This is a genomic window from Tardiphaga sp. 285_C5_N1_2 (genome assembly GCF_052076065.1).
Lineage (GTDB): Bacteria > Pseudomonadota > Alphaproteobacteria > Rhizobiales > Xanthobacteraceae > Tardiphaga > Tardiphaga robiniae.
On sequence record NZ_CP197241.1, the window covers coordinates 580,510 to 598,163 of the forward strand.

Sequence of the window (17,654 nt, forward strand, 5' to 3'; positions counted from 1 at the left end):
CCGCGAAGGCGGGGATCCATACCCCAAGGAGAAGTAAGTCAGAAATTGCCGTAGCCACAGCGTCCTACCGAGAGTTCGGTGCGTATGGGTCCCCGCCCCGTGTGCGCTGCAGGCACACAGGGCGGGGACAACATACTGATAGGCTGTGCATCATCGCAGCCTACGGAGCAATAGCCGGGCTCAATTATCAAACCCGACCTTGTCCACCAGCGTCGACGCGGCTTTGCGGTTGGCGGCAATCTTGGCGATGGGCATCGGGTCGGCATTGAGCTTGCCATAGCCCGCGATGGTCGGATTGATCGTGATGCCGGCACGCACGGGATATTCATAATTGGCGTCGGCATAGACCTGCTGGGCATGCTCGCCTGCGAGCCATTCGATCAGTTTCATGGCGTTGGCCTTGTTCGGCGCATGTTTGGCCAGCAGTACGCCGGACAGGTTCACATGGGTGCCGCCGCCTTCGAAAGTCGGCAAGATCACCTTGGTGGCTTCGGCCCATGGCTTCTTGTCGGGATCGGCATTCATCATCAGCGCCCAGTAATAGGTGTTGCCGATGCCGAGATCGCATTTGCCGGCCGCAACATCCCGCGCGGTCTCGCGGTCGCCGCCCGACGGCTTCTGCGCCAGATTGGCCTTGACGCCGCGCAGCCATTCTTCGGCCTTGGCCTCGCCGTGCTTGGCGACATAGGCGGCGAACAGCCCGTTATTGTAGATGTGCTGGCCGGAGCGGATGCAGATCTTGCCCTTCCACTTCGGATCGGCCAGTTCCTCATAGGTGATGGCGTCCTGCTTGACGCGGTCCTTCGACGCATAAACCACGCGGGCGCGCATGGAGATGCCGGCCCAGTGGCCGTCGGGGTCGCGATATTGCGCCGGCACGACCTTCTCGATCACCTCGGATTTCATCGGCTGCGTCACGCCCGCCTGCACGGCCTCGTCGATGCGGCCGATATCTACCGTCAGCAGCACGTCTGCCGGGCTGTTGGCGCCTTCGGCCTTCATGCGTTGCTCGAGGCCCGAGCTCGCCGAGATCACATTGACCTTCACACCGGTGTCCTTGGTGAAGGCCTCGAAGATCGGCTGCACGAGCTTGGTCTCGCGATAGGTATAGACATTGACCTCTTCGGCGGCCTGCAGCGCAGAAGCACCGAGGGCGGCGAAGACGACGGCGGTGGCGAGGGCGTGATGCTTGATCATGAAATGGCTCCGGCAAGGGGCGTATCTACAATGTCAGGTGGAGTAGCGCAGTGGGCGTTCGAATGTCAGTGACTGAACGTCGCGTGACAAAAGATTAGATTGATTCCAGATTCGAAAGTGGGCCGCAGATAAGCAACGGCTTACCTGCGGCCCGCTGTCGAGAGCTCTTAGAAGTTCGCCGTCACCGATGCCCGGAACGCGCGCGGCGATCCCGGCGTGATGTTGTTGGGGGCGTCAGCCGTCGCGTAGTAACTAGTGTCGAACAGGTTCTCGATGTTCAATTGGGCACGCCACGTCTTGTCGAGCCGGAAGTAGACGGCGGCATCGACGCGGGTGAAGGCTTTCAGCTTCACTGTATCATCCGACGTGGCGAAGAAGTCGTCGTAATGGATGACACCGAGGCCAGCGCCCCACATCTCGTTGAACTGATATTTGTTCCACATGGTGAAGGTGTTGAGTGGCACCAGGCCGACGCGGTTGCCTGGGACGATCGTGGCGGAGCTGGCATCGACGATGCGTGCATCGGTATAGGCGTAGCCGCCGGTGACCTGCCACTGATCGGTGACATAACCGGTCAGGCTGAGTTCGGCGCCTTTGGTGTTAGTTTTGCCAAGGGCGACAACCTGGCCGCCCACGATGAACCTCTGGTTCTCCCGGTCGAGGTCGTAGATTGCCGCGGAGGCCTGCAGCCGTGGGGTGATGTCCCACTTCACGCCGACTTCGTTATTGATGAACTTCTCCGGCACGGTGACGGCGAGCGATGGCGTCAGCGAGCTGAACTGGTCGCCAGCGCTTGGCAGATACGAAATGCTGTAGCTGCCATAGACCGAGACGTTGTCGACCGGCTTGATAATCACGCCGGCGCGTGGCGACACCAGGTTATCCACGCGGCTGTCTACGGTGCCGCCCGGATTGAGGTTCTGCGACGTGAGGTCGAAGCGATCGTAACGAACGCCGCCGATGAACTGCAGGTAACGGTTGACCTCGATCTGGTCCTGAATGTAGACCGATGCGACGTCGAGTGTCGCATAGGAGTTGTTGTCGGAGGCGTTGTTGTGGATGAACGACCACGGGGCAAAGGTGGTCGGGCTGGACGCGGGAACGAGCAGGGTCGTGCCGCCGTTGATCTGGCCGGTGTTGCGGAGGCTGAAAGTGTTCTGCCGCCCGAACTCGGTACCGAAGACGATGGTGTGTAGCACGGGGCCGGTATTGGTCTTGTAGGTCCAGTCGGTTTGATTGAAGAGGTTTTCGCGCTGAGCAAGGTTGTTGTAAGCCGAGATGGACGCGCGCCCCGCGGGGTCCACGAAGAACGTCGTGGTCGGGAAGACGTTCTGGTAGAACTTGTCGTAATTGGCGTAGCGCGATGAATTCTTGACCGAGAGACCGTTGTTGAAGTCGTGGTCGATCACGGCGTTTGCGATATGGACGTCCTGCTTCGAATAGCTCTGGTCCGGATTGCCGAAGAAGGTTGAGGCATTGGTCGCAAACGGCACGGTCGGGCGTGCATTCGTGGGAGCCGGCACAGTGCCCTGTGCCGGGATGCCGCGATCCGCGGTGCGGTCGTCATGCAGATATTCGTAGCTGAGCTTGACCTTGGTATCCTCGCCGCGGATCGTAACGGTCGGATTGATGCCATAGCGCTCGAGATGGCCGTAGTCGCGATAGGTTCCGGAATTCTCGTACATTGCGTTGATACGCGCTGCGACATTCTCGTTCACGGCGCCGCCAGTATCGATGGTGACGCGCTTGTTGTCGAACGATCCGCCCTGAACTGTCACTTCGCGGATCGAAACGCCATCGGCTTCCTTCTGCACGCGATTGATGACGCCGCCGCCGCCGCCGCGGCCGAAGATCATGGCATTCGGTCCCTTCAGAACCTCAATGCGCTGGGTGTTGTAGAGATCGCGGAAATACTGCACGTCGTCGCGGATTCCGTCGATAAAGAAGTCGGCATTGGTGCGCTGGCCGCGGATGACGACGTCATCGCGATTGCCTTCGCCCTGATGCGGCACGACGCCCGGCACATAGCGAACCGCTTCGCCGATGCTGCGGAAATCCTGATCCCGGATGAATTCCTTCGTCAGCACCGTGACGGATTGCGGCACGTTGAGGAGCGCGGTGTTGGTTTTGGTTCCGCTCGAAATATTGCGGGTGATGTAGCCGACCTGGCCGGACTGTGCGTCCTGAGGGTTGACGCTGAGCGGCTGGCGAACCGGTTGCGGCGCAACGGGGCGGGTACGGGCGACGCGGCCGGATGCGGCGCGCTGCGGCTGGGCACGGCGCACGCGCGGCGCGCTGGGAGCGTCGACCTGCACCGGCGGCAATGTCGATGCGCCGGAATTCGCATTCTGTGCGATTGCCGGCTCTGCGATGCAAAATCCAGCCGCGATGATGGCCGCCGCGCTCGTCGAAATCAGAAAAGCTTTGCGCGCCGCCGTGCCGCGCTCCCCGATAGAAGTCCTGGAAGTCATTACTACGCCCCTGAAATATTCTCCGCTCATGCAAATGCCGGCGGTCCTTGTGCTTCCTCGGAAACACTTGGACACATCTGCAATTCGGAGTATTAGGCGCGAATTAGATGGCGTTTAGAATAAATCGAACTTCGAGGGATATGCCCAAGGTGTGTGATCCGTGCATCAATGGGCGTCGAAATAATTTGTAATCGTTCTAAACGAGGGGCGGCGGCTAGCCTGCGCCAAACGATTGGTCACTGGACAAGCGCTGCAATGCGCGTAAGCGCCGCAGTCACCGACACTTGGGATAAGGGAATATCGGGATGCCTCCGATGTTGTCTGACTGACTGACCTTCCGAAGGTCCTGCAGGCACGAGATTGAATGATGCGCGTTCTACTGATCGAAGACGATGCCATGTTCGGCAAGGCGCTGGTGCGCGGCCTGAGCGAGAATGGCATGAGCGTCGACTGGGCGCGCAATGGCCGCGATGGCTTCGCCGCGATGGACCGGTCGGAATATGCGGTCGCACTGATCGATATCGGTCTTCCCAAGATGTCCGGCCTGGACGTGCTCAAGGCGAAAAGAAAAGCCGGCATGACCACGCCGGCCCTTATCATCACCGCGCGGGATGGCGTGTCCGATATGGTGGCGGGCCTCGATCTCGGCGCAGACGATTACATCGTCAAGCCGTTTGAATTGCCGGTACTGCTCGCGCGAATCCGCGCAGTCACGCGCCGCGCCAATGGCCGCGTGGTATCGCTCATGACGTCTGCGGAGATCACGCTGGATCCATCGACGCAGGTGGCGACATTCCGCGATATCAAGCATCTGCTGTCGGTGCGCGAATTTGCGGTACTGCAGGCCTTGATGGAGCGGCCCGGGCAGATTCTGTCGCGTAGCCAGATCGAGAGCCGGATCTACGGCTGGGGCGAGGAAGTGCAGAGCAACGCGGTCGACGTGCTGATCCACGGACTGCGCAAGAAATTTGACAAGGACATTGTCCGCAATGTCCGCGGTGCGGGCTGGATGGTCACCAAGGAGGGCGCATGACGTCGTTGCGAAAGACCGTGATGACTTACGTCACGGGACTGCTGATCTTGGTCGGCGTTGCTGCGGCCATCACGTCCTATTATTTCGTCAAATACGAGGTGAACAGCTTTCAGGACAACGCGCTTCACGAGGTGGCACTTACGGCGGGCATTGTGTTCCGGCACGATATCGAGCCGCGGATCGATGCCGAACTGGAAGACCAATTGGTGATCCAGATCTGGGATCAGTCGAAACAGCCCATTCATCGTTCAGGCCCTTCGGTCGATATCCCGTTTCAGTCGGAACTCGGCTATGCCGACGTGACCGCGGGCGGAGAGCGCTGGCGCGTGTTTCGTTCGCGTGATGCGACGCATGCGATCCAGGTTGCGCAGCGCTGGAGTGCGCGTGAGGAAGTTGCCGCCTATGCGGCCGCGGGCGCTGCGGTGCCGTTGATCGCGGCCATTCCGATCGCATGGTTGATGATCTGGTGGGCCGTGAAGCGCGTGTTGTCCGGGCTTGGAACACTGTCGGCCGATATCGGCCAGCGCAGTGCCGATGCGAAGGACGCGCTAAGTCTGACAGGCGTTCCGGTCGAGGTCGCTCCGCTTGTGGCAGCCATGAATTCGCTGATCGAGCGACATCAGACCGCGCTGGAGACCCAGCGTCGCTTCGTGTCCGATGCGGCGCATGAGTTGCGGACGCCGCTTGCGGCCCTTCAGATCCAGATCGACAATCTGCGATCGCGCGAGCTCAATGGGCCTGAGCGTGAAATAGCGCAGGATCTGCTCGACGGGATTCGAAGGGCATCCTATTCGGTCAACCAGTTGATGACCATGGTTCGCGCCGATGCCGGCATCGAAAGCGCAGCCGAGATTGTCGATGCGGAGGCATTCGTGCGGCTGGTAGTGTCCGGCTTCGTTTCCATCGCGGAGGCCAAGGGCGTCTCACTCGCGATCGAGCCGGGGACGCGTGATGAATTGAATGTTCGTGCCGCCGATCTCCGGCTGATCGTCTCGAACCTGCTCGACAATGCGGTGCGCTACACGCGCGCCGGCGGCGCGGTCAGCATCAAGGCTGAGCGCCGAGGCACGGATTTCGTCATCGAGGTGATCGACAGCGGATGTGGAATACCGGAATCCGCCGTGCCGTATCTCTACGACCGCTTCTTCCGTGCGGCGCCGATGGATATCGACGGCACCGGGCTCGGATTGGCGATTGCCCGGACGGCGGCGGATCGTAACGGCTTCAGCCTCGATATCGCAAACCGCGACGATGCTCAGGGTGTCAGGGCTGCCGTCTCGATCCCACTCGGAGACGTGTCGAACGAAGTCAGGCAGTTCGAAGCCGCGTAATCGCGTTACGCGTCGTCACCTGGAGCGGCATCAGCGAGCGCACGCAATGTCTCGGGTTCGCGCAGCACGATGCGCTGCCGGCTGCTTTCGATCAGCCCGCGCTGTTCCCAGGTACTGAGCGTGCGGCTCACGGTGAAGACCGTGGCGCCGGTCATCTCAGCGATATCCTGACGACTCAACTGGAAATCGATCTCGATGCCTTGTGCTGTCTTGCGGCCTGATTGGTTCGCCAGTCGCAGCAGGGCGTGAGCAACGCGCTGCTCGACCTGCTGGGTCGACATCTCGACCACGCGCGTATGAGCCTCCTGCAACCGGCCACCGACGGTCTTGAGCGTATTGGCGGCGAGGGCGGGATAGTCGGCAACCAGCCGCGTCCAGATCGTGGTGGGCCACACCAGAACCACGCTGTCATCCACCGCCGTTGCGGTTGCCGGATAAGCCGTCAGTCCCATCGCCTGACCGATCCCGAAGATCTCGCCGGTCGCGACATAGCGCACGATCACCTGTTCGCCGGCGGGCGTCATCTTGGTCGCGCGGATATGGCCATGGAGCAGCAGATAGAACGAATGGACGTCCTCGCCCTGCTCGAAAATCACCTTGTTCTTCGGGACGCGGATCGAATGCGCCTCGCGCAGGATCGCCTCGCAGGCTGCGGTGTCGAGACTCTCGAACAGCAGCAGATGCGCGACCATGGAGCTGTCGACTGCCGACATGCGTTCTCCGTCAAGTTCCCGTTCCGGCCACTTCTAGACCGTGATTGCGGGCGTCGATCAAGCGGAAGTTTGCGTTGGCGCAATGTCGAGGCCGGGCGGCAGGCCTAATTTGGCGCATCCGGCTGAAATGACCGGAGTTTACGGAGAAACATGATGCGCAAGGCTCTTATGCTTGCAACCGCCGCCGTCCTTTTCGCTCTGATAGGCGCCGCTGGCGCTGCGGAAGTCGAGGTCAAAATGCTCAACAAGGGCGCCGACGGGACCGCAATGGTGTTCGAGCCCGCACTGGTCAATGTGCAGCCCGGCGATACCGTGAAATTCGTGTCGACCGACAAGGCGCACAGCGTTGAATCGGTCAAAGGCATGCTGCCCGCCGATGCGACGCCGTTCGTTGGCAAGATGAGCCAGGATCTCGCGGTGACCTTCGACAAGCCCGGCGTCTACGGCGTGAAATGCGCGCCACATTACGGCATGGGCATGGTGGGACTGGTGGTGGTCGGTGCGCCAACCAACGCGGCCGAAGCCAAGGCAGTGACCCATCCCGGCAAGGCCAAGACAGTGTTCACGACGTTATTCGAGAAAGTGGCTGCGAAGTAACACGCCCCAAACGGGAGAGTAACGATGACGCTTCTTCGTGTTCGCTCCATCGCCGATTGGCCGTTGCTCTCGGCCGGCTTTCGCCCCTTTTTCCTGCTCGGTGCGTGTTATACGGGCTTGGGAATTCTGGTCTGGATGCCGGCCTTCCATGGTTGGCTGGCGCTGGCCACCGGTTTTGCGCCGCGCGACTGGCACATTCACGAGATGCTGTTCGGCTTCATGTCGGCCGTGGTCACCGGCTTTCTGTTCACGGCGATTCCGAACTGGACCGGCCGGTTGCCAATCCGCGGCTTGCCATTGCTCGGGCTGGTCGTCCTCTGGATCGCGGGACGGATTTGCCTGACGTTTTCGGCCTATACCGGCTGGCTCGTGGCGATGCTGGTCGATGTGAGTTTCCTGACGCTGGTCGCTGCCGCTGCAACCCGCGAGATCGCGGCGGGCCGCAACTGGCGCAATCTGCCAGTGGTCGGCATCGTCGCCTTCCTGCTGCTCGGTAACATCGCCTTTCATGTCGAAGCTCATCTTGCTGGCGTCGCAGACGTCAGCATCCGGATCGGCGTCGCGGTCGTGGTGTTGCTGATCTCGCTGATCGGCGGGCGGATCATTCCGAGCTTCACCCGCAACTGGCTGGTGCGCGAGAATCCCGGTCGGCTTCCAGTGCCGTTCGCGCGTTTCGATATGGTCGTCATTGCCGTCAGCGCCGCTGCGCTGGTGCTGTGGATCGCGCGGCCCTTTGCCGAACTAACGGGAGTGGCTCTCGCGCTGGTCGGCTTGCTGCACATCATGCGTCTTGCGCGCTGGGCCGGCGATCGCACCTCGCGCGAGGGCCTGCTGCTGATCCTGCATATTGGTTACGCTTTCGTGCCGCTGGGTTTTCTGCTGAATGCCGCAGCGGCAGCAGGATGGGTCGCGCCCAGCGCCGGCCTGCATGCATGGATGGCAGGTGCGGCCGGCGTCATGACGCTGGCTGTCATGAGCCGGGCAACACTCGGTCATACCGGCCAGGCACTGCATGCCTCACGTACGACGCTGATGATCTATGCCGCCGTCATCGTGGCGGCACTGGCGCGGATCGGCGCCGTGATCGCGCCGGCTTACAGTCCGCCGCTGCTCCATGTTGCAGCATTGACGTGGGTCGCGGCCTTTATCGGCTTCGCCGTCTCATTCGGCCTGCTGCTGATCGGCTATCGCAAGCCGCGTCGCGAGTTGGCGATAATCGTGAAGCATAAAAATTCCCTTCGCTAATGGACCAACTGTTCAAGTTCTTCTTGGATCAAGTGGCCATCGGCATGCAATTGTGCAGCGAGTTTTCTGTTGCTGATGGCATGTGCTGCTATCACGGAGCCTGGAACTAAAAGTTCACGCAGGTCAGCCAAGTGAAGAACCAATCGCTGCATTCTTATCTGTCGAAAATCATTCTCCGTTCTGATATTTGAAAAAAAGCGTGCGGCAACTACGAACCATCTAGCAGCTTCGTCGCCATCATAGTCTTGCTCAAGAATCTCAGAGAAAGTTCCGAAATCTAAAAGGTTCATAGGTTGACCGGGGGCGATCATTCTGTGCCCGATTGCACGCTGCTCTTCGCGAAAGATCAATGCGTCTGCCCATTTCTCCCAGTCGTGTTGCCGGTTGAGGTGGCCGTCTGCAAGGTCACTTTTCACATTTTGAAGGCAACGATCTAGAGCCAGATTTTTATCCTCCGCCCCTGCATCTGCTAATCCAATTTCGCGCCTGTGGAGTTCGATCAGTCCTAGAAAGCAGCAAAGGCGATAGGCATCGCTAACAAAGCGGTAGCGCAGAAAATGATCGTCAGCGGCTCCGGCTGAACTGGTGCGATCGATTTTTGCTCCAAACATTGACAGTCCAACTTTGTCTCTTGGTCCATCGTTCTTCGAGACCGATATGTTATAGCATCGGCCACTCAATTCTTTCGCAGCGAGGGCAATAGGCTTTCTGTACTTGTTGTAGGCCGCGACGCTTGATTGCTTAGCTCTCCATGTTTCAATGGATCGCACTCCAATGAAATCCTTGAAGTAAAGCGCTATAAGATTCCCGAGGACCGTTATTACGGCGCCTATACCTGAGAAGGCCAGAATGTTCTGCCAAGTCATTTGACTGACCGCCAAGTTCAGTGACAACCTCTCCTTATGGTTGTATTTTTGCGAAGGCGTGTCAATCGCGTGTTGGCTGTTTCAAGGGGTGGATAGATCTCGCAAGGCCAGGGCAATTTTACTCAGGCCTTCACCGCCGCATTCGAAAATGCCACCTCGATCAGCGTGCCCGAGCTCGGCGCGGTCTTGATCTGGAAGCGCGCGTTGTTGGCTTCGACGAGGGCCTTGGTCAGCGACAGGCTGACACCCGAGCTCTCCGAAGAATCCGCCGGCATCGAGCTCCGGAAAGGCTCCATCGCGGCAGCGAGTTCGTTGTCGTTGAGGCCGTGCCCGGTGTCGCGGACGCGCAGTACGATCTCACCGAAGTCCGACAATGCGGTGGAGACGATCACCTGACCGCCGGCATTGGCGAGATGGATCGAGTTGCCGATCAGATTCAGTGTGATCTGCCGCAGCGCGCGGGCGTCGGCAACGACGGTCGGCAGCAGATGCGCCAGCGAGGTACGGATGATGATGCGGCCGCGATTGGCCTGCGGCTGCATCACCGCAACGCATTGCTCCACCATCTCGTTGAGGTTCTGCGTGGTGAAAGCGAGGTCGATCTTGCCGGTCTCGATGCGTGACAGATCGAGCAGATCGTTGACGATCGCGATCACGCGTTCACCCGAGGCGCGAATGTCTTTCATGTATTCGACATAGCGCTCGTTGCCGAGTGGGCCGAAGCGCTGGTCGACCATCACTTCCGCGAAGCCGATGATGGCATTCAGCGGTGTCCGGACCTCGTGGCTGATCCGCGCCAGCACATCCGCCTTGGCCGTTGCCGCACGATCGGCCTGGCGGCGCGCATTCAGCAGTTCGGTTTCGGTCTTCTTCGTCTGCGTCAGGTCGCGGAACACGGCAAAGAAGTTCGGTCCATCCGTGCGCGTGCGGCCGATGGTCATCGACAGCGACACGAGGCCGCCGGCGCGCACCTGGCCCAGGGCCTCACGGCCATGATCTATCAGGCTGGCCACGCCGGATTCCTTGACGCTTGCGAGATAGTCCTGCACCACGCGGCGGCTCTCTGCCGCGAAGAGGTCGGTCAGATTCCGCTGCGTCAGTAATTCGCCGCTATAGCCGAACAGCGCCTCGGCGCTGCGGTTGCAGGAATTGATGTTGCCTTCGGCGTCGAACATGATGACGCCTTCGGCCGTGGTATCGAGGATTGTGGCCAGATCTTCGGCATCGATATGGCCAGCGGGCAATGGCGCGTCTGCAACGGGCGCAGCGATCGTAACAGGGGCGGCGACAGGCTCTGCCTTGGGCGGAGCGAAAATCAGCGCATGTGCCGGTTCGTTGTCCCATGAAATCGTGTACAGGTGCGCTTCGGCGGGCACTGTGTTGCCGGACTGGTCACCGCCCGAAATAGTGACGGCGGTGCCGTCATCGGAGGTGCTGGCCGCAGAAGAGACATCAGCTCCGACATAGAGCGCATCGAGGCCACCCGCTTCTTCCAGTGCGTTCAGGCTCGGATAGTTCATCCGGGCGAGGAAGGCGGGATTGGCGAACAGCAGGCGATCGAGGCGATAGATCAGGACGCCGACCGGCATCAGGTCGAGCAGCACCTTGTCGCGCATCATCTCGCCGCGTGGTGCAGCCGGTGGCGTTGTCAGCCAGGCAGCCTGTGACGCCGCCTCAGTTGGCTGAGACAAGCTCTGGGTAGCCGTCGGTGCATCGTCCGTCTCGCTGTCCGCTTCGGGTGTGTTCGTGCTCGTGATCAGTCCCGTTTCCGACTCAAGCCGCGCCGACAATTGCCGCGCAAGCTCATTGAAGGCGCTGTTCTCGACAGGCGTCAGTGCCGGCGATCTGGGATCGCCTGGTCGAAATGGCACGACGTTCTCGGGTGGTTGCACGGTGCTGTCCGGTGTGGTTGGCGGTGGTGTCTGTTCTGGTATCGGGTTGGTGGTGAGGGCAATCGGTTCATCGAGACTGTCGCCGACAGGGCCGGCCTGCGCGACATCGGCGGATAATGGTCGGGGCGGTGGATCGCCGATGTGATCATGTCGACGTTGCTCGGCGAGCCGCGTCATTCCATCGAGGTCACGGCAAACACCGAAACCGCGATAGCCGGTGAAATTGCGCTCGCGATCGAAAAGCGGCAGGCCAGAGAGTTCGACAGGCAGGCGGCCACCGCCATCCACCGGCCAGAGCAGCGTGATGCCACTCCATGTCTGCTGCGTGGCCATCGCCTTGACGACGTGGCTATCGGGATCGAGATTGAATTCGGCTGTGAGATCGTTCCACTTGTGGCCAAAGCTTGCCGCTGTGCGTGGGCCGATCAGGTGGACGAACTCGTCGGAGTTCAGTGTGAAACGCTTCTCCGCATCGATCTGCCATACGAAACGGAGCGGTGTCGTGCGCGGTTCGATCTCGGGCAGCGCGACGGACGCAGGTTGGTCGGCAACGGCTTCGACGGTCGGCGTCTGCGCATCAGTCTCAGTCGGTGCGTCGGCATGTGCGATGGTTTCGGCGATCACCTCTTCGAGATGTACGTCGCGATCGATCTCGGCTTTTTCCGGCTCGATCGGAGCGTCGATGTCGATAGCGTTTTCGCTCGGGTCTTTTGCCCCGGGGGCTTGGTCGAATTCGACGAAGAGGTCACTCGGCTCTGCAAGGGCGCTCTGTGGTTCAACGCTGGCTTCCGGCTCTGCCGGAGCCTCGAGTTCTTCTTCGCTCGGCGCCGGATGCACAGCGCCCGGCGCGATCAGCGCCACCAGTCCGACATCGGCGCCACTGCCCACGCGCTGCAGTACCATGCGGCCAAAGCCGATAGGTGTTTCGATGCGGCCGTCCTTCAGCGCGCCGTCGCGCGCATGATCGAGGCCGGCATCGGAGAGATTGCGAAAACCAAGCAGCGCCCGAGCCATTTCGTTGGCGCCGACGAACAGGCCGTCGCGTGCAAAGGCGGCGATAGGAGTGTCGATTCCCTCGACGAGATTTTGCAGACGTTCGACCAGCGGCATGCCGCGGCCACCGAGCGGCTCCGCTGCGACAACGAGAATGCCGCTGCCGCCATCGGGAAATTCAAGCTGCGAGCAGGCGCAGGTCATCAAGCTGCCCAGCGCCGCGCCGAAGCCGCGCAGGCGCTCCAGCCGCATTGCGCCACTGGCCGGCAACCGGGAGCCGAGCTGGGCTATCTGGCGGCGATGGGTATCGGCGGGGCCGAAAGTCCTGGCAAACAGGTCCGCTGCATTACGGGCGCCGAACAGTCGCGCGCCGACCGGATTGGCCCATAGCACACGGGTGCCGTCGCGCGACCACAGCCAGACCGGCTGGTTGCTGGTGGCATGTACGGCCAGCCGTGCATCGCCAACGCCCCGCAACTGAAAATCCGCATTGTTCATCGGCACTTCATGACTGACTCGTTGGGCGCCCGTCCGGTATCCGCGTCACAGATTGCGGGCCAAACGATGACATCCTTAATAATTCGTTAGTATCGCCCGCGCGGACGCGCAGGTCCACGTCCCCCGCCCATTCCAGCAGGGCAAAACAGCAATAACGTTAATCCGCTCCAAGGGTTCGGCATTCTGCCGAACGGAGGGGCTGGGCCATGCGTTGGCAGTTGCAAAACAAAAACAAAGGTCCACGATGGGATCGGACGAGGACGGGACGCCGCGTCACATCGGCGATGCCAAGCTCGGCTAGATTGCAGTGGGCGACACGGGAGACGGGGCCGTGGACGGCTTCGTCAATGCAAAATGGAGCGGGACATGACCGACCAATTCGAAATTCCGAAGGAAATGCGCGCAATGGCCGAAGCCAGCTTCGACCAGGCCAAGCAGGCATTCGAGAAGTTTCTGGCCAGCGCCCAGAGCACGGCGTCGTCGATCGAAAATCGCGGTGAGACCGTGCGCGCCGGCGCCAAGGATGTCAGCACCAAGGCCATCGCCTATGCCGAGAAGAACGTCGCCGCGTCGCTGGATTATGCCCAGCAGTTGCTGCACGCCAAGGATCTCGGCGACGTCATGCGGCTCCACAGCGAATACGTGCAGTCGCAGATGAAGTCGCTGGCAGAGCAAGCCAGCGAAATGGGCCAGATCATGAGCCGCGCTGCCATGGACGCCGCCAAGCCCAAGAGCTGACCGACCCCTGCGCTCTCCGCCATGCAATCAGTGATTGATATTTAGCGAGTTCCATGACGTGGGCGCGCATTCGATCCGGGTCTCATGCGATTCTGCGGTGCAATATTCTGTTGCGCCGCACAATTCCGACATGATATTGCGGTAACCACAATGACGCATCGCTGATGGCGATGCCGCTCTGTTTCCCGCCAGCTGATGAAAGGCACCGGTGCCTTTCGCAGCCTCCACGGGTTTATTGATTTCACCCCCCACCACGAAGGATGCACGCTATGGCCGAATCGACCGATCCGTTCTCATCTTCCGTTATCCCGTTCCAGGTGCCGGAGCAGGTCCGCGCGTTCGCCGAAAAGGGCGTCTCGCAGGCGCGCGAGGGTTATGCCAAGTTCAAGGACGCTGCCGAGACCCATAACAGCACGGTTGAAGCTGTGTTCGGCACGGCCACCAAGGGCGCTGCCGAATATTCGGCCAAGCTGCTCGACATTGCCAAGACCAACACCAATGCGGGTTTCGACTTCGCCCAGTCGCTGATCGGCGTGAAGTCGCCGTCGCAGGCGATGGAGCTGTGGACCGCTTTTGCGCGCAGCCAGGTTGAAACCTTCACCGGTCAGACCAAACAGCTGGCCGAACTCGGCCAGAAGATCGCCACCGAGACCGCCGAACCGATCAAGACCGGCGCTTCGAAGCTGTTCCAGCCGGCCGCCTGAGCCGATCGCACCGCCAAATAATCGAAAGCCCGGGCCGCAAGCCCGGGCTTTTGTTTGCGCCAAAAATCATCATCGCGGCCTTGCCAAAGTGATGCGTTGCACCTAGTTTCCCGCCTGTTCGGGACCCCCTGATTTTGGGGCCGGTCAGGATGCAGTTGTAGCTCAGTTGGTTAGAGCGCCTGTTTGTGGAGCAGGAGGTCGGTGGTTCGAGACCACCCAACTGTACCATACAAATCAATCATTTAGCCGATTCGAGCGTGGCCGTTGCTTTGGGCTGCGGCAATGTCTGACCGCTGGGGTCGGGCCGGTAATGCCGGCGCGCCGGTCAGATCACTCAGCGTGCCCACGATCTGGCTCGGGGCTGTAAGGTTTCCGCACAAACAGCCCGCCTTCGGGCAACTCGACGTCGTAAATGCCCGCGTACTTCTGCCAGGCCGGTCGTGGAACTCGATTGCCATCGTTCCGTTGGCTTCCCAACGACAGGGAGGCAATCATGATCGACGCTGATATCAGCAATACCGCTATTGCGATGATGTGCGACATCGCGCGCGCCTCTGGGCCCGATCTCAATGCCGAAAAACGTGCCGTGCTTGACGGGCTGATTGCTCAAGGGCTTGTCGAGGTAATCGATCAAGCCAAGCCGGCAGCGGGGCCGAAATTTAGGATCACGTTGAAAGGGCAGCAGCTCCTTGATGAGCGCGGCGTTGGCGTCAATGAGGCCTGATGCGGTTTTCTGCGTTGTTGTTACTTGCCTTTGCAGAGGACGTCGCTGACCCCGCCGAGAACCGCCTTGGTCCAGATGGCATAGCCGGCATCATTCAGGTGAATGCCATCGGTTGTGTATTTCGCCGGCATGGACGGGATGGTGACAAGGCTCGCGCCAGCATCGCCGGCGATGGTTGGCAGCAACGCGTTGTAGTTGTCGATCGCCTGATCGTTGATGCGCGCGCTATCGGATTTGCCAGCTTCAACAGGCGTCACGGTCGCGATGGCCATTCGTGGAGTCGTGGATTTCAGCGTCGCGAGCAGAGCGAGATAGTTGGTCCTGTATGAGTCCGCGTGCACAGGGACCGCAGCATCGTTGAGTCCGAGGGAGACGACGACCATGGCGGCCTGCTTTCCGCCAAGTGCTTTTGTCAGCATGGCATCGAGACCGCTCGATGTCGTCGATCCGTCGATTCCGGCATTGACGATGGGCCGACCGCATACGGCACGGGGGAAGGTTGCGCGTTTGACGACACTGTCGCCGAGGATGATGACGGGATCATCGACCTGTTTCAATGCTGCCCTGATCAGAAGTGGGCGCGGCGGCGTCGCGTCATTTCCTTTGGGCCATGCCGCCCAGCCGCACAACCCCACGAAGCCGATAATGCCAATACGGGTCCAGTTCATGATCGTGGACCGCCCGCGCAGGTTCGGAGTATCGCTTTTGTCTCACTGTTCATCTTGGACCGTCTCTCGCACGAGGTCGCGACGGGGCAACGGCGCCGCGATGTTCGGGAGAAACTACAGGGCCGGCGCGAAGGCAAGCCCGATCCCCGTCACGTCCACCTTGCCAAGCTCGCAATCGTCTCCGACACTCCCACGATAACGTGCAACCAGGGGGGAGTAATGTCGGTACGTCCAGGGATTTTGAGCGGGTCGCTTGCCATGTCACTCATGATCGGCGCGTCGTTCTTGGCGACGCCGTCGCAAGCCTATACCGACGATCAGCAACAGCTCTGCACCGGCGATGCCTTTCGGCTCTGCGGTGCAGCCATTCCTGATGTGGATCGCGTGACGGCCTGCATGATCCAGAAGCGGGCGCAATTGAGCCCGGGCTGCGCGCAATTCTTTCGGGCAACGCCGGCCAGCGCGCGCAAACCCGCGGTCAAGTCGCGAAGGGCGAAAAAACCGACTCGTCCGAGCTGATCAGGCTTCGCTCTCACGTGAACGGACGTTTAGTCAGCGTGCAGAACGGCGTGATCTCGCCGAGTCGCTGCACCGTGACGCCATCGACCGTGGCAAAAAAGTGAACCCGTGACAAACTGACACGTTGGGTATCACGACACGAAACAACATCTCCAGACCACGAGGAGCGTCATTTTGAGCAGCGAAACCAATATCGACTACAAGGCCGAACTCAATCGGCATTTGGCCTGGTTCGAAACCAAACTTCCGCCCCGACCGGCTCGATTTGTAGGTTGGTTGCGCAAGCCCTCATCGAAGCTCGTGCGATTCCCGCTTGGCATTTTGCTGATTATCGGCGGGATTTTCAGCATTCTTCCTGTGCTCGGCCTCTGGATGTTGCCGCTCGGACTCATCCTCATCGCGCAGGATATTCCGCCGCTGGAAAAACCGGTGGCGCAGTTTCTCGGTTGGCTTGAGCGAAAGTGGATCGAACGTCAGCGCGCGAAGGGCATTGCTATCGAAGGTCCGGACTCAACTCGTTCCAACGGCGCTGATAGCAAGATTTGAGCGCCTGACTTGATACCAGAGTGCGACAAAGTGGCGACAAGCGTACTACACCTGACTCATTTCGGGCCTGTTGCGCCGCACTGTGTGACTCAAAAACCAACATTCCAAACAAATCAGGCACATATCCTTGAATTACGCGTAAATATGACTTTAACGAATCAGCAGACTGATTCATTTTCGCCTCCTGGGGTCAATCTGGAGGCCAACATATGAACGTCATAGTTTTCGCATCGCGTAAAGGCGGCTCGGGGAAGAGTACCCTGGCTGCACATCTTGCTGCTCAAGTTCATAAATCAACGAAGCCTTGCTTGCTCATCGACGCGGATCCGCAGGGTTCGTTGACGCTGTGGCACAAGCTGCGGGGAACAAATGAACCGCCGCTGAAGATCGCAAATCGCAGCGTGACCGAAATGGTTGCCGCCGCGAAGCGTGACGGTTTTGAATGGGTGTTCATCGACACGCCGCCGAATACATCGGCTGTGGTCGACGATGCCATCAAGAACGCAACCATGGTGATCATTCCTGCGCGTCCTGGCGTGTTCGACGTCGACGCGGTGCAGGCGACGATCCAGTCCTGCCGTTCGGCCCGCAAGCCCTATGCGGTTGTCATCAACGGTGCGCCGGCACGCCGTGACGATTCCGAAAGCCGTATCGTGACGATCGCCCGCGAAGCGCTCGCCAAGTTCAAGGCTCCGGTGTGGTCCGGTCAGATCACCAACCGTGCAGATCTCCTGCTCGCGCTTGGCAACGGCGAAGGCGCCCGCGAATATCAGGCAGAAGGTCGCGCAGCAAGCGAGATCGGCAAGCTGTGGGCTGCGATCGAACGTTCGATCAAGGCTATTCGCGGCAACGGATCGGCGACCGGCGCGATGCACAAGCAGGCGGCCTGATAGCCGTTCTGCTCTTTTGACCCGAGAAA

16 protein-coding genes and 1 tRNA gene are annotated in these 17,654 nt (G+C 60.4%); 11 read left to right on the plus strand and 6 right to left on the minus strand.

What is annotated here, in order from left to right:
* Positions 1–180: 180 nt before the first annotated feature.
* Positions 181–1,197, minus strand: a complete 1,017-nt coding sequence (locus tag AB7951_RS02730; protein ID WP_439059846.1) for a Fe(3+) ABC transporter substrate-binding protein — start codon at positions 1,195–1,197, stop codon at positions 181–183.
* A 167-nt stretch (positions 1,198–1,364) separates the two neighbouring features.
* Positions 1,365–3,668: a TonB-dependent siderophore receptor gene (locus tag AB7951_RS02735; RefSeq protein ID WP_120287121.1), complete on the minus strand. Its 2,304-nt coding sequence runs from the start codon at positions 3,666–3,668 to the stop codon at positions 1,365–1,367.
* A gap of 367 nt (positions 3,669–4,035) precedes the next feature.
* Here AB7951_RS02735 and AB7951_RS02740 point away from each other — a divergent pair, with 367 nt between their 5' ends.
* Together AB7951_RS02740 and AB7951_RS02745 are read left to right on the plus strand one after the other, a co-directional pair.
* Complete coding sequence (locus tag AB7951_RS02740) at positions 4,036–4,701, plus strand: response regulator transcription factor (RefSeq protein ID WP_089266246.1); 666 nt, start codon at positions 4,036–4,038, stop codon at positions 4,699–4,701.
* On the plus strand, positions 4,698–6,032 hold the full coding sequence (locus AB7951_RS02745; protein ID WP_120287120.1) for an ATP-binding protein: 1,335 nt from the start codon (positions 4,698–4,700) through the stop codon (positions 6,030–6,032). The genes AB7951_RS02740 and AB7951_RS02745 overlap by 4 nt, the downstream gene beginning before the upstream one ends.
* A gap of 5 nt (positions 6,033–6,037) precedes the next feature.
* Here the strand turns inward: AB7951_RS02745 and AB7951_RS02750 are convergent, their stop codons facing one another.
* Positions 6,038–6,745 carry a Crp/Fnr family transcriptional regulator gene (locus AB7951_RS02750; RefSeq protein WP_120287119.1) on the minus strand — a complete coding sequence of 236 codons (708 nt, stop codon included), beginning with the start codon at positions 6,743–6,745 and terminating at the stop codon, positions 6,038–6,040.
* 153 nt (positions 6,746–6,898) lie between these two features.
* Between AB7951_RS02750 and AB7951_RS02755 the strand changes: the two genes are divergently transcribed.
* Together AB7951_RS02755 and AB7951_RS02760 are read left to right on the plus strand one after the other, a co-directional pair.
* Positions 6,899–7,342, plus strand: a complete 444-nt coding sequence (locus tag AB7951_RS02755; RefSeq protein WP_120288003.1) for a pseudoazurin — start codon at positions 6,899–6,901, stop codon at positions 7,340–7,342.
* A gap of 24 nt (positions 7,343–7,366) precedes the next feature.
* On the plus strand, positions 7,367–8,587 hold the full coding sequence (locus AB7951_RS02760; RefSeq protein ID WP_120287118.1) for an NnrS family protein: 1,221 nt from the start codon (positions 7,367–7,369) through the stop codon (positions 8,585–8,587).
* Here the strand turns inward: AB7951_RS02760 and AB7951_RS02765 are convergent.
* On the minus strand, positions 8,584–9,453 hold the full coding sequence (locus AB7951_RS02765; RefSeq protein ID WP_120287117.1) for a hypothetical protein: 870 nt from the start codon (positions 9,451–9,453) through the stop codon (positions 8,584–8,586). The genes AB7951_RS02760 and AB7951_RS02765 overlap by 4 nt on opposite strands.
* 122 nt (positions 9,454–9,575) lie before the next feature.
* Positions 9,576–12,836: a PAS domain-containing protein gene (locus tag AB7951_RS02770; RefSeq protein WP_120287116.1), complete on the minus strand. Its 3,261-nt coding sequence runs from the start codon at positions 12,834–12,836 to the stop codon at positions 9,576–9,578.
* Positions 12,837–13,202: 366 nt separating this feature from the next.
* On the opposite strand from AB7951_RS02770, the gene AB7951_RS02775 reads away from it, so the two are divergent.
* The 4 genes from AB7951_RS02775 (at position 13,203) to AB7951_RS02790 (ending at position 15,002) form a co-directional block, all read left to right on the plus strand.
* Positions 13,203–13,574, plus strand: coding sequence for a phasin (locus tag AB7951_RS02775; RefSeq protein ID WP_115033036.1), 372 nt, complete (start codon positions 13,203–13,205; stop codon positions 13,572–13,574).
* A 269-nt stretch (positions 13,575–13,843) separates the two neighbouring features.
* The gene (locus AB7951_RS02780) at positions 13,844–14,278 is read left to right on the plus strand and encodes a phasin (RefSeq protein WP_068728746.1); all 435 of its coding nucleotides are present in this window, start codon (positions 13,844–13,846) and stop codon (positions 14,276–14,278) included.
* A 151-nt stretch (positions 14,279–14,429) separates the two neighbouring features.
* Positions 14,430–14,506 (plus strand) — tRNA-His (locus AB7951_RS02785).
* A gap of 265 nt (positions 14,507–14,771) precedes the next feature.
* The gene (locus AB7951_RS02790) at positions 14,772–15,002 is read left to right on the plus strand and encodes a hypothetical protein (RefSeq protein WP_089266247.1); all 231 of its coding nucleotides are present in this window, start codon (positions 14,772–14,774) and stop codon (positions 15,000–15,002) included.
* A gap of 20 nt (positions 15,003–15,022) precedes the next feature.
* On the opposite strand, the gene AB7951_RS02795 is transcribed toward AB7951_RS02790, so the two are convergent.
* Positions 15,023–15,670 carry an SGNH/GDSL hydrolase family protein gene (locus tag AB7951_RS02795; RefSeq protein WP_120287115.1) on the minus strand — a complete coding sequence of 216 codons (648 nt, stop codon included), beginning with the start codon at positions 15,668–15,670 and terminating at the stop codon, positions 15,023–15,025.
* A gap of 267 nt (positions 15,671–15,937) precedes the next feature.
* Between AB7951_RS02795 and AB7951_RS02800 the strand changes: the two genes are divergently transcribed.
* The 3 genes from AB7951_RS02800 to AB7951_RS02810 all read left to right on the plus strand — a co-directional run bounded on the left by AB7951_RS02800 (position 15,938) and on the right by AB7951_RS02810 (position 17,625).
* The gene (locus AB7951_RS02800) at positions 15,938–16,189 is read left to right on the plus strand and encodes a hypothetical protein (RefSeq protein ID WP_439061944.1); all 252 of its coding nucleotides are present in this window, start codon (positions 15,938–15,940) and stop codon (positions 16,187–16,189) included.
* A 174-nt stretch (positions 16,190–16,363) separates the two neighbouring features.
* Positions 16,364–16,735 carry a hypothetical protein gene (locus AB7951_RS02805; protein ID WP_231079282.1) on the plus strand — a complete coding sequence of 124 codons (372 nt, stop codon included), beginning with the start codon at positions 16,364–16,366 and terminating at the stop codon, positions 16,733–16,735.
* Between the two features lie 209 nt (positions 16,736–16,944).
* A complete protein-coding gene (locus AB7951_RS02810; protein ID WP_068728738.1) occupies positions 16,945–17,625 on the plus strand; it encodes a ParA family protein in 681 nt (226 codons plus the stop codon).
* Positions 17,626–17,654 lie beyond the last annotated feature (29 nt).

What these genes read in the sequence shown, in the direction of transcription:
- AB7951_RS02730 (WP_439059846.1), bottom strand. Translation starts at nt 1,197, where the DNA reads ATGATCAAGCATCACGCCCTCGCCACCGCCGTCGTCTTCGCCGCCCTC.
- AB7951_RS02790 (WP_089266247.1), top strand. Translation starts at nt 14,772, where the DNA reads ATGATCGACGCTGATATCAGCAATACCGCTATTGCGATGATGTGCGAC.
- AB7951_RS02745 (WP_120287120.1), top strand. Translation starts at nt 4,698, where the DNA reads ATGACGTCGTTGCGAAAGACCGTGATGACTTACGTCACGGGACTGCTG.
- AB7951_RS02795 (WP_120287115.1), bottom strand. Translation starts at nt 15,670, where the DNA reads ATGAACTGGACCCGTATTGGCATTATCGGCTTCGTGGGGTTGTGCGGC.
- AB7951_RS02775 (WP_115033036.1), top strand. Translation starts at nt 13,203, where the DNA reads ATGACCGACCAATTCGAAATTCCGAAGGAAATGCGCGCAATGGCCGAA.
- AB7951_RS02750 (WP_120287119.1), bottom strand. Translation starts at nt 6,745, where the DNA reads ATGTCGGCAGTCGACAGCTCCATGGTCGCGCATCTGCTGCTGTTCGAG.
- AB7951_RS02770 (WP_120287116.1), bottom strand. Translation starts at nt 12,836, where the DNA reads ATGAACAATGCGGATTTTCAGTTGCGGGGCGTTGGCGATGCACGGCTG.
- AB7951_RS02735 (WP_120287121.1), bottom strand. Translation starts at nt 3,668, where the DNA reads ATGACTTCCAGGACTTCTATCGGGGAGCGCGGCACGGCGGCGCGCAAA.
- AB7951_RS02780 (WP_068728746.1), top strand. Translation starts at nt 13,844, where the DNA reads ATGGCCGAATCGACCGATCCGTTCTCATCTTCCGTTATCCCGTTCCAG.
- AB7951_RS02760 (WP_120287118.1), top strand. Translation starts at nt 7,367, where the DNA reads ATGACGCTTCTTCGTGTTCGCTCCATCGCCGATTGGCCGTTGCTCTCG.
- AB7951_RS02765 (WP_120287117.1), bottom strand. Translation starts at nt 9,453, where the DNA reads ATGACTTGGCAGAACATTCTGGCCTTCTCAGGTATAGGCGCCGTAATA.
- AB7951_RS02810 (WP_068728738.1), top strand. Translation starts at nt 16,945, where the DNA reads ATGAACGTCATAGTTTTCGCATCGCGTAAAGGCGGCTCGGGGAAGAGT.
- AB7951_RS02740 (WP_089266246.1), top strand. Translation starts at nt 4,036, where the DNA reads ATGCGCGTTCTACTGATCGAAGACGATGCCATGTTCGGCAAGGCGCTG.
- AB7951_RS02755 (WP_120288003.1), top strand. Translation starts at nt 6,899, where the DNA reads ATGCGCAAGGCTCTTATGCTTGCAACCGCCGCCGTCCTTTTCGCTCTG.
- AB7951_RS02800 (WP_439061944.1), top strand. Translation starts at nt 15,938, where the DNA reads ATGATCGGCGCGTCGTTCTTGGCGACGCCGTCGCAAGCCTATACCGAC.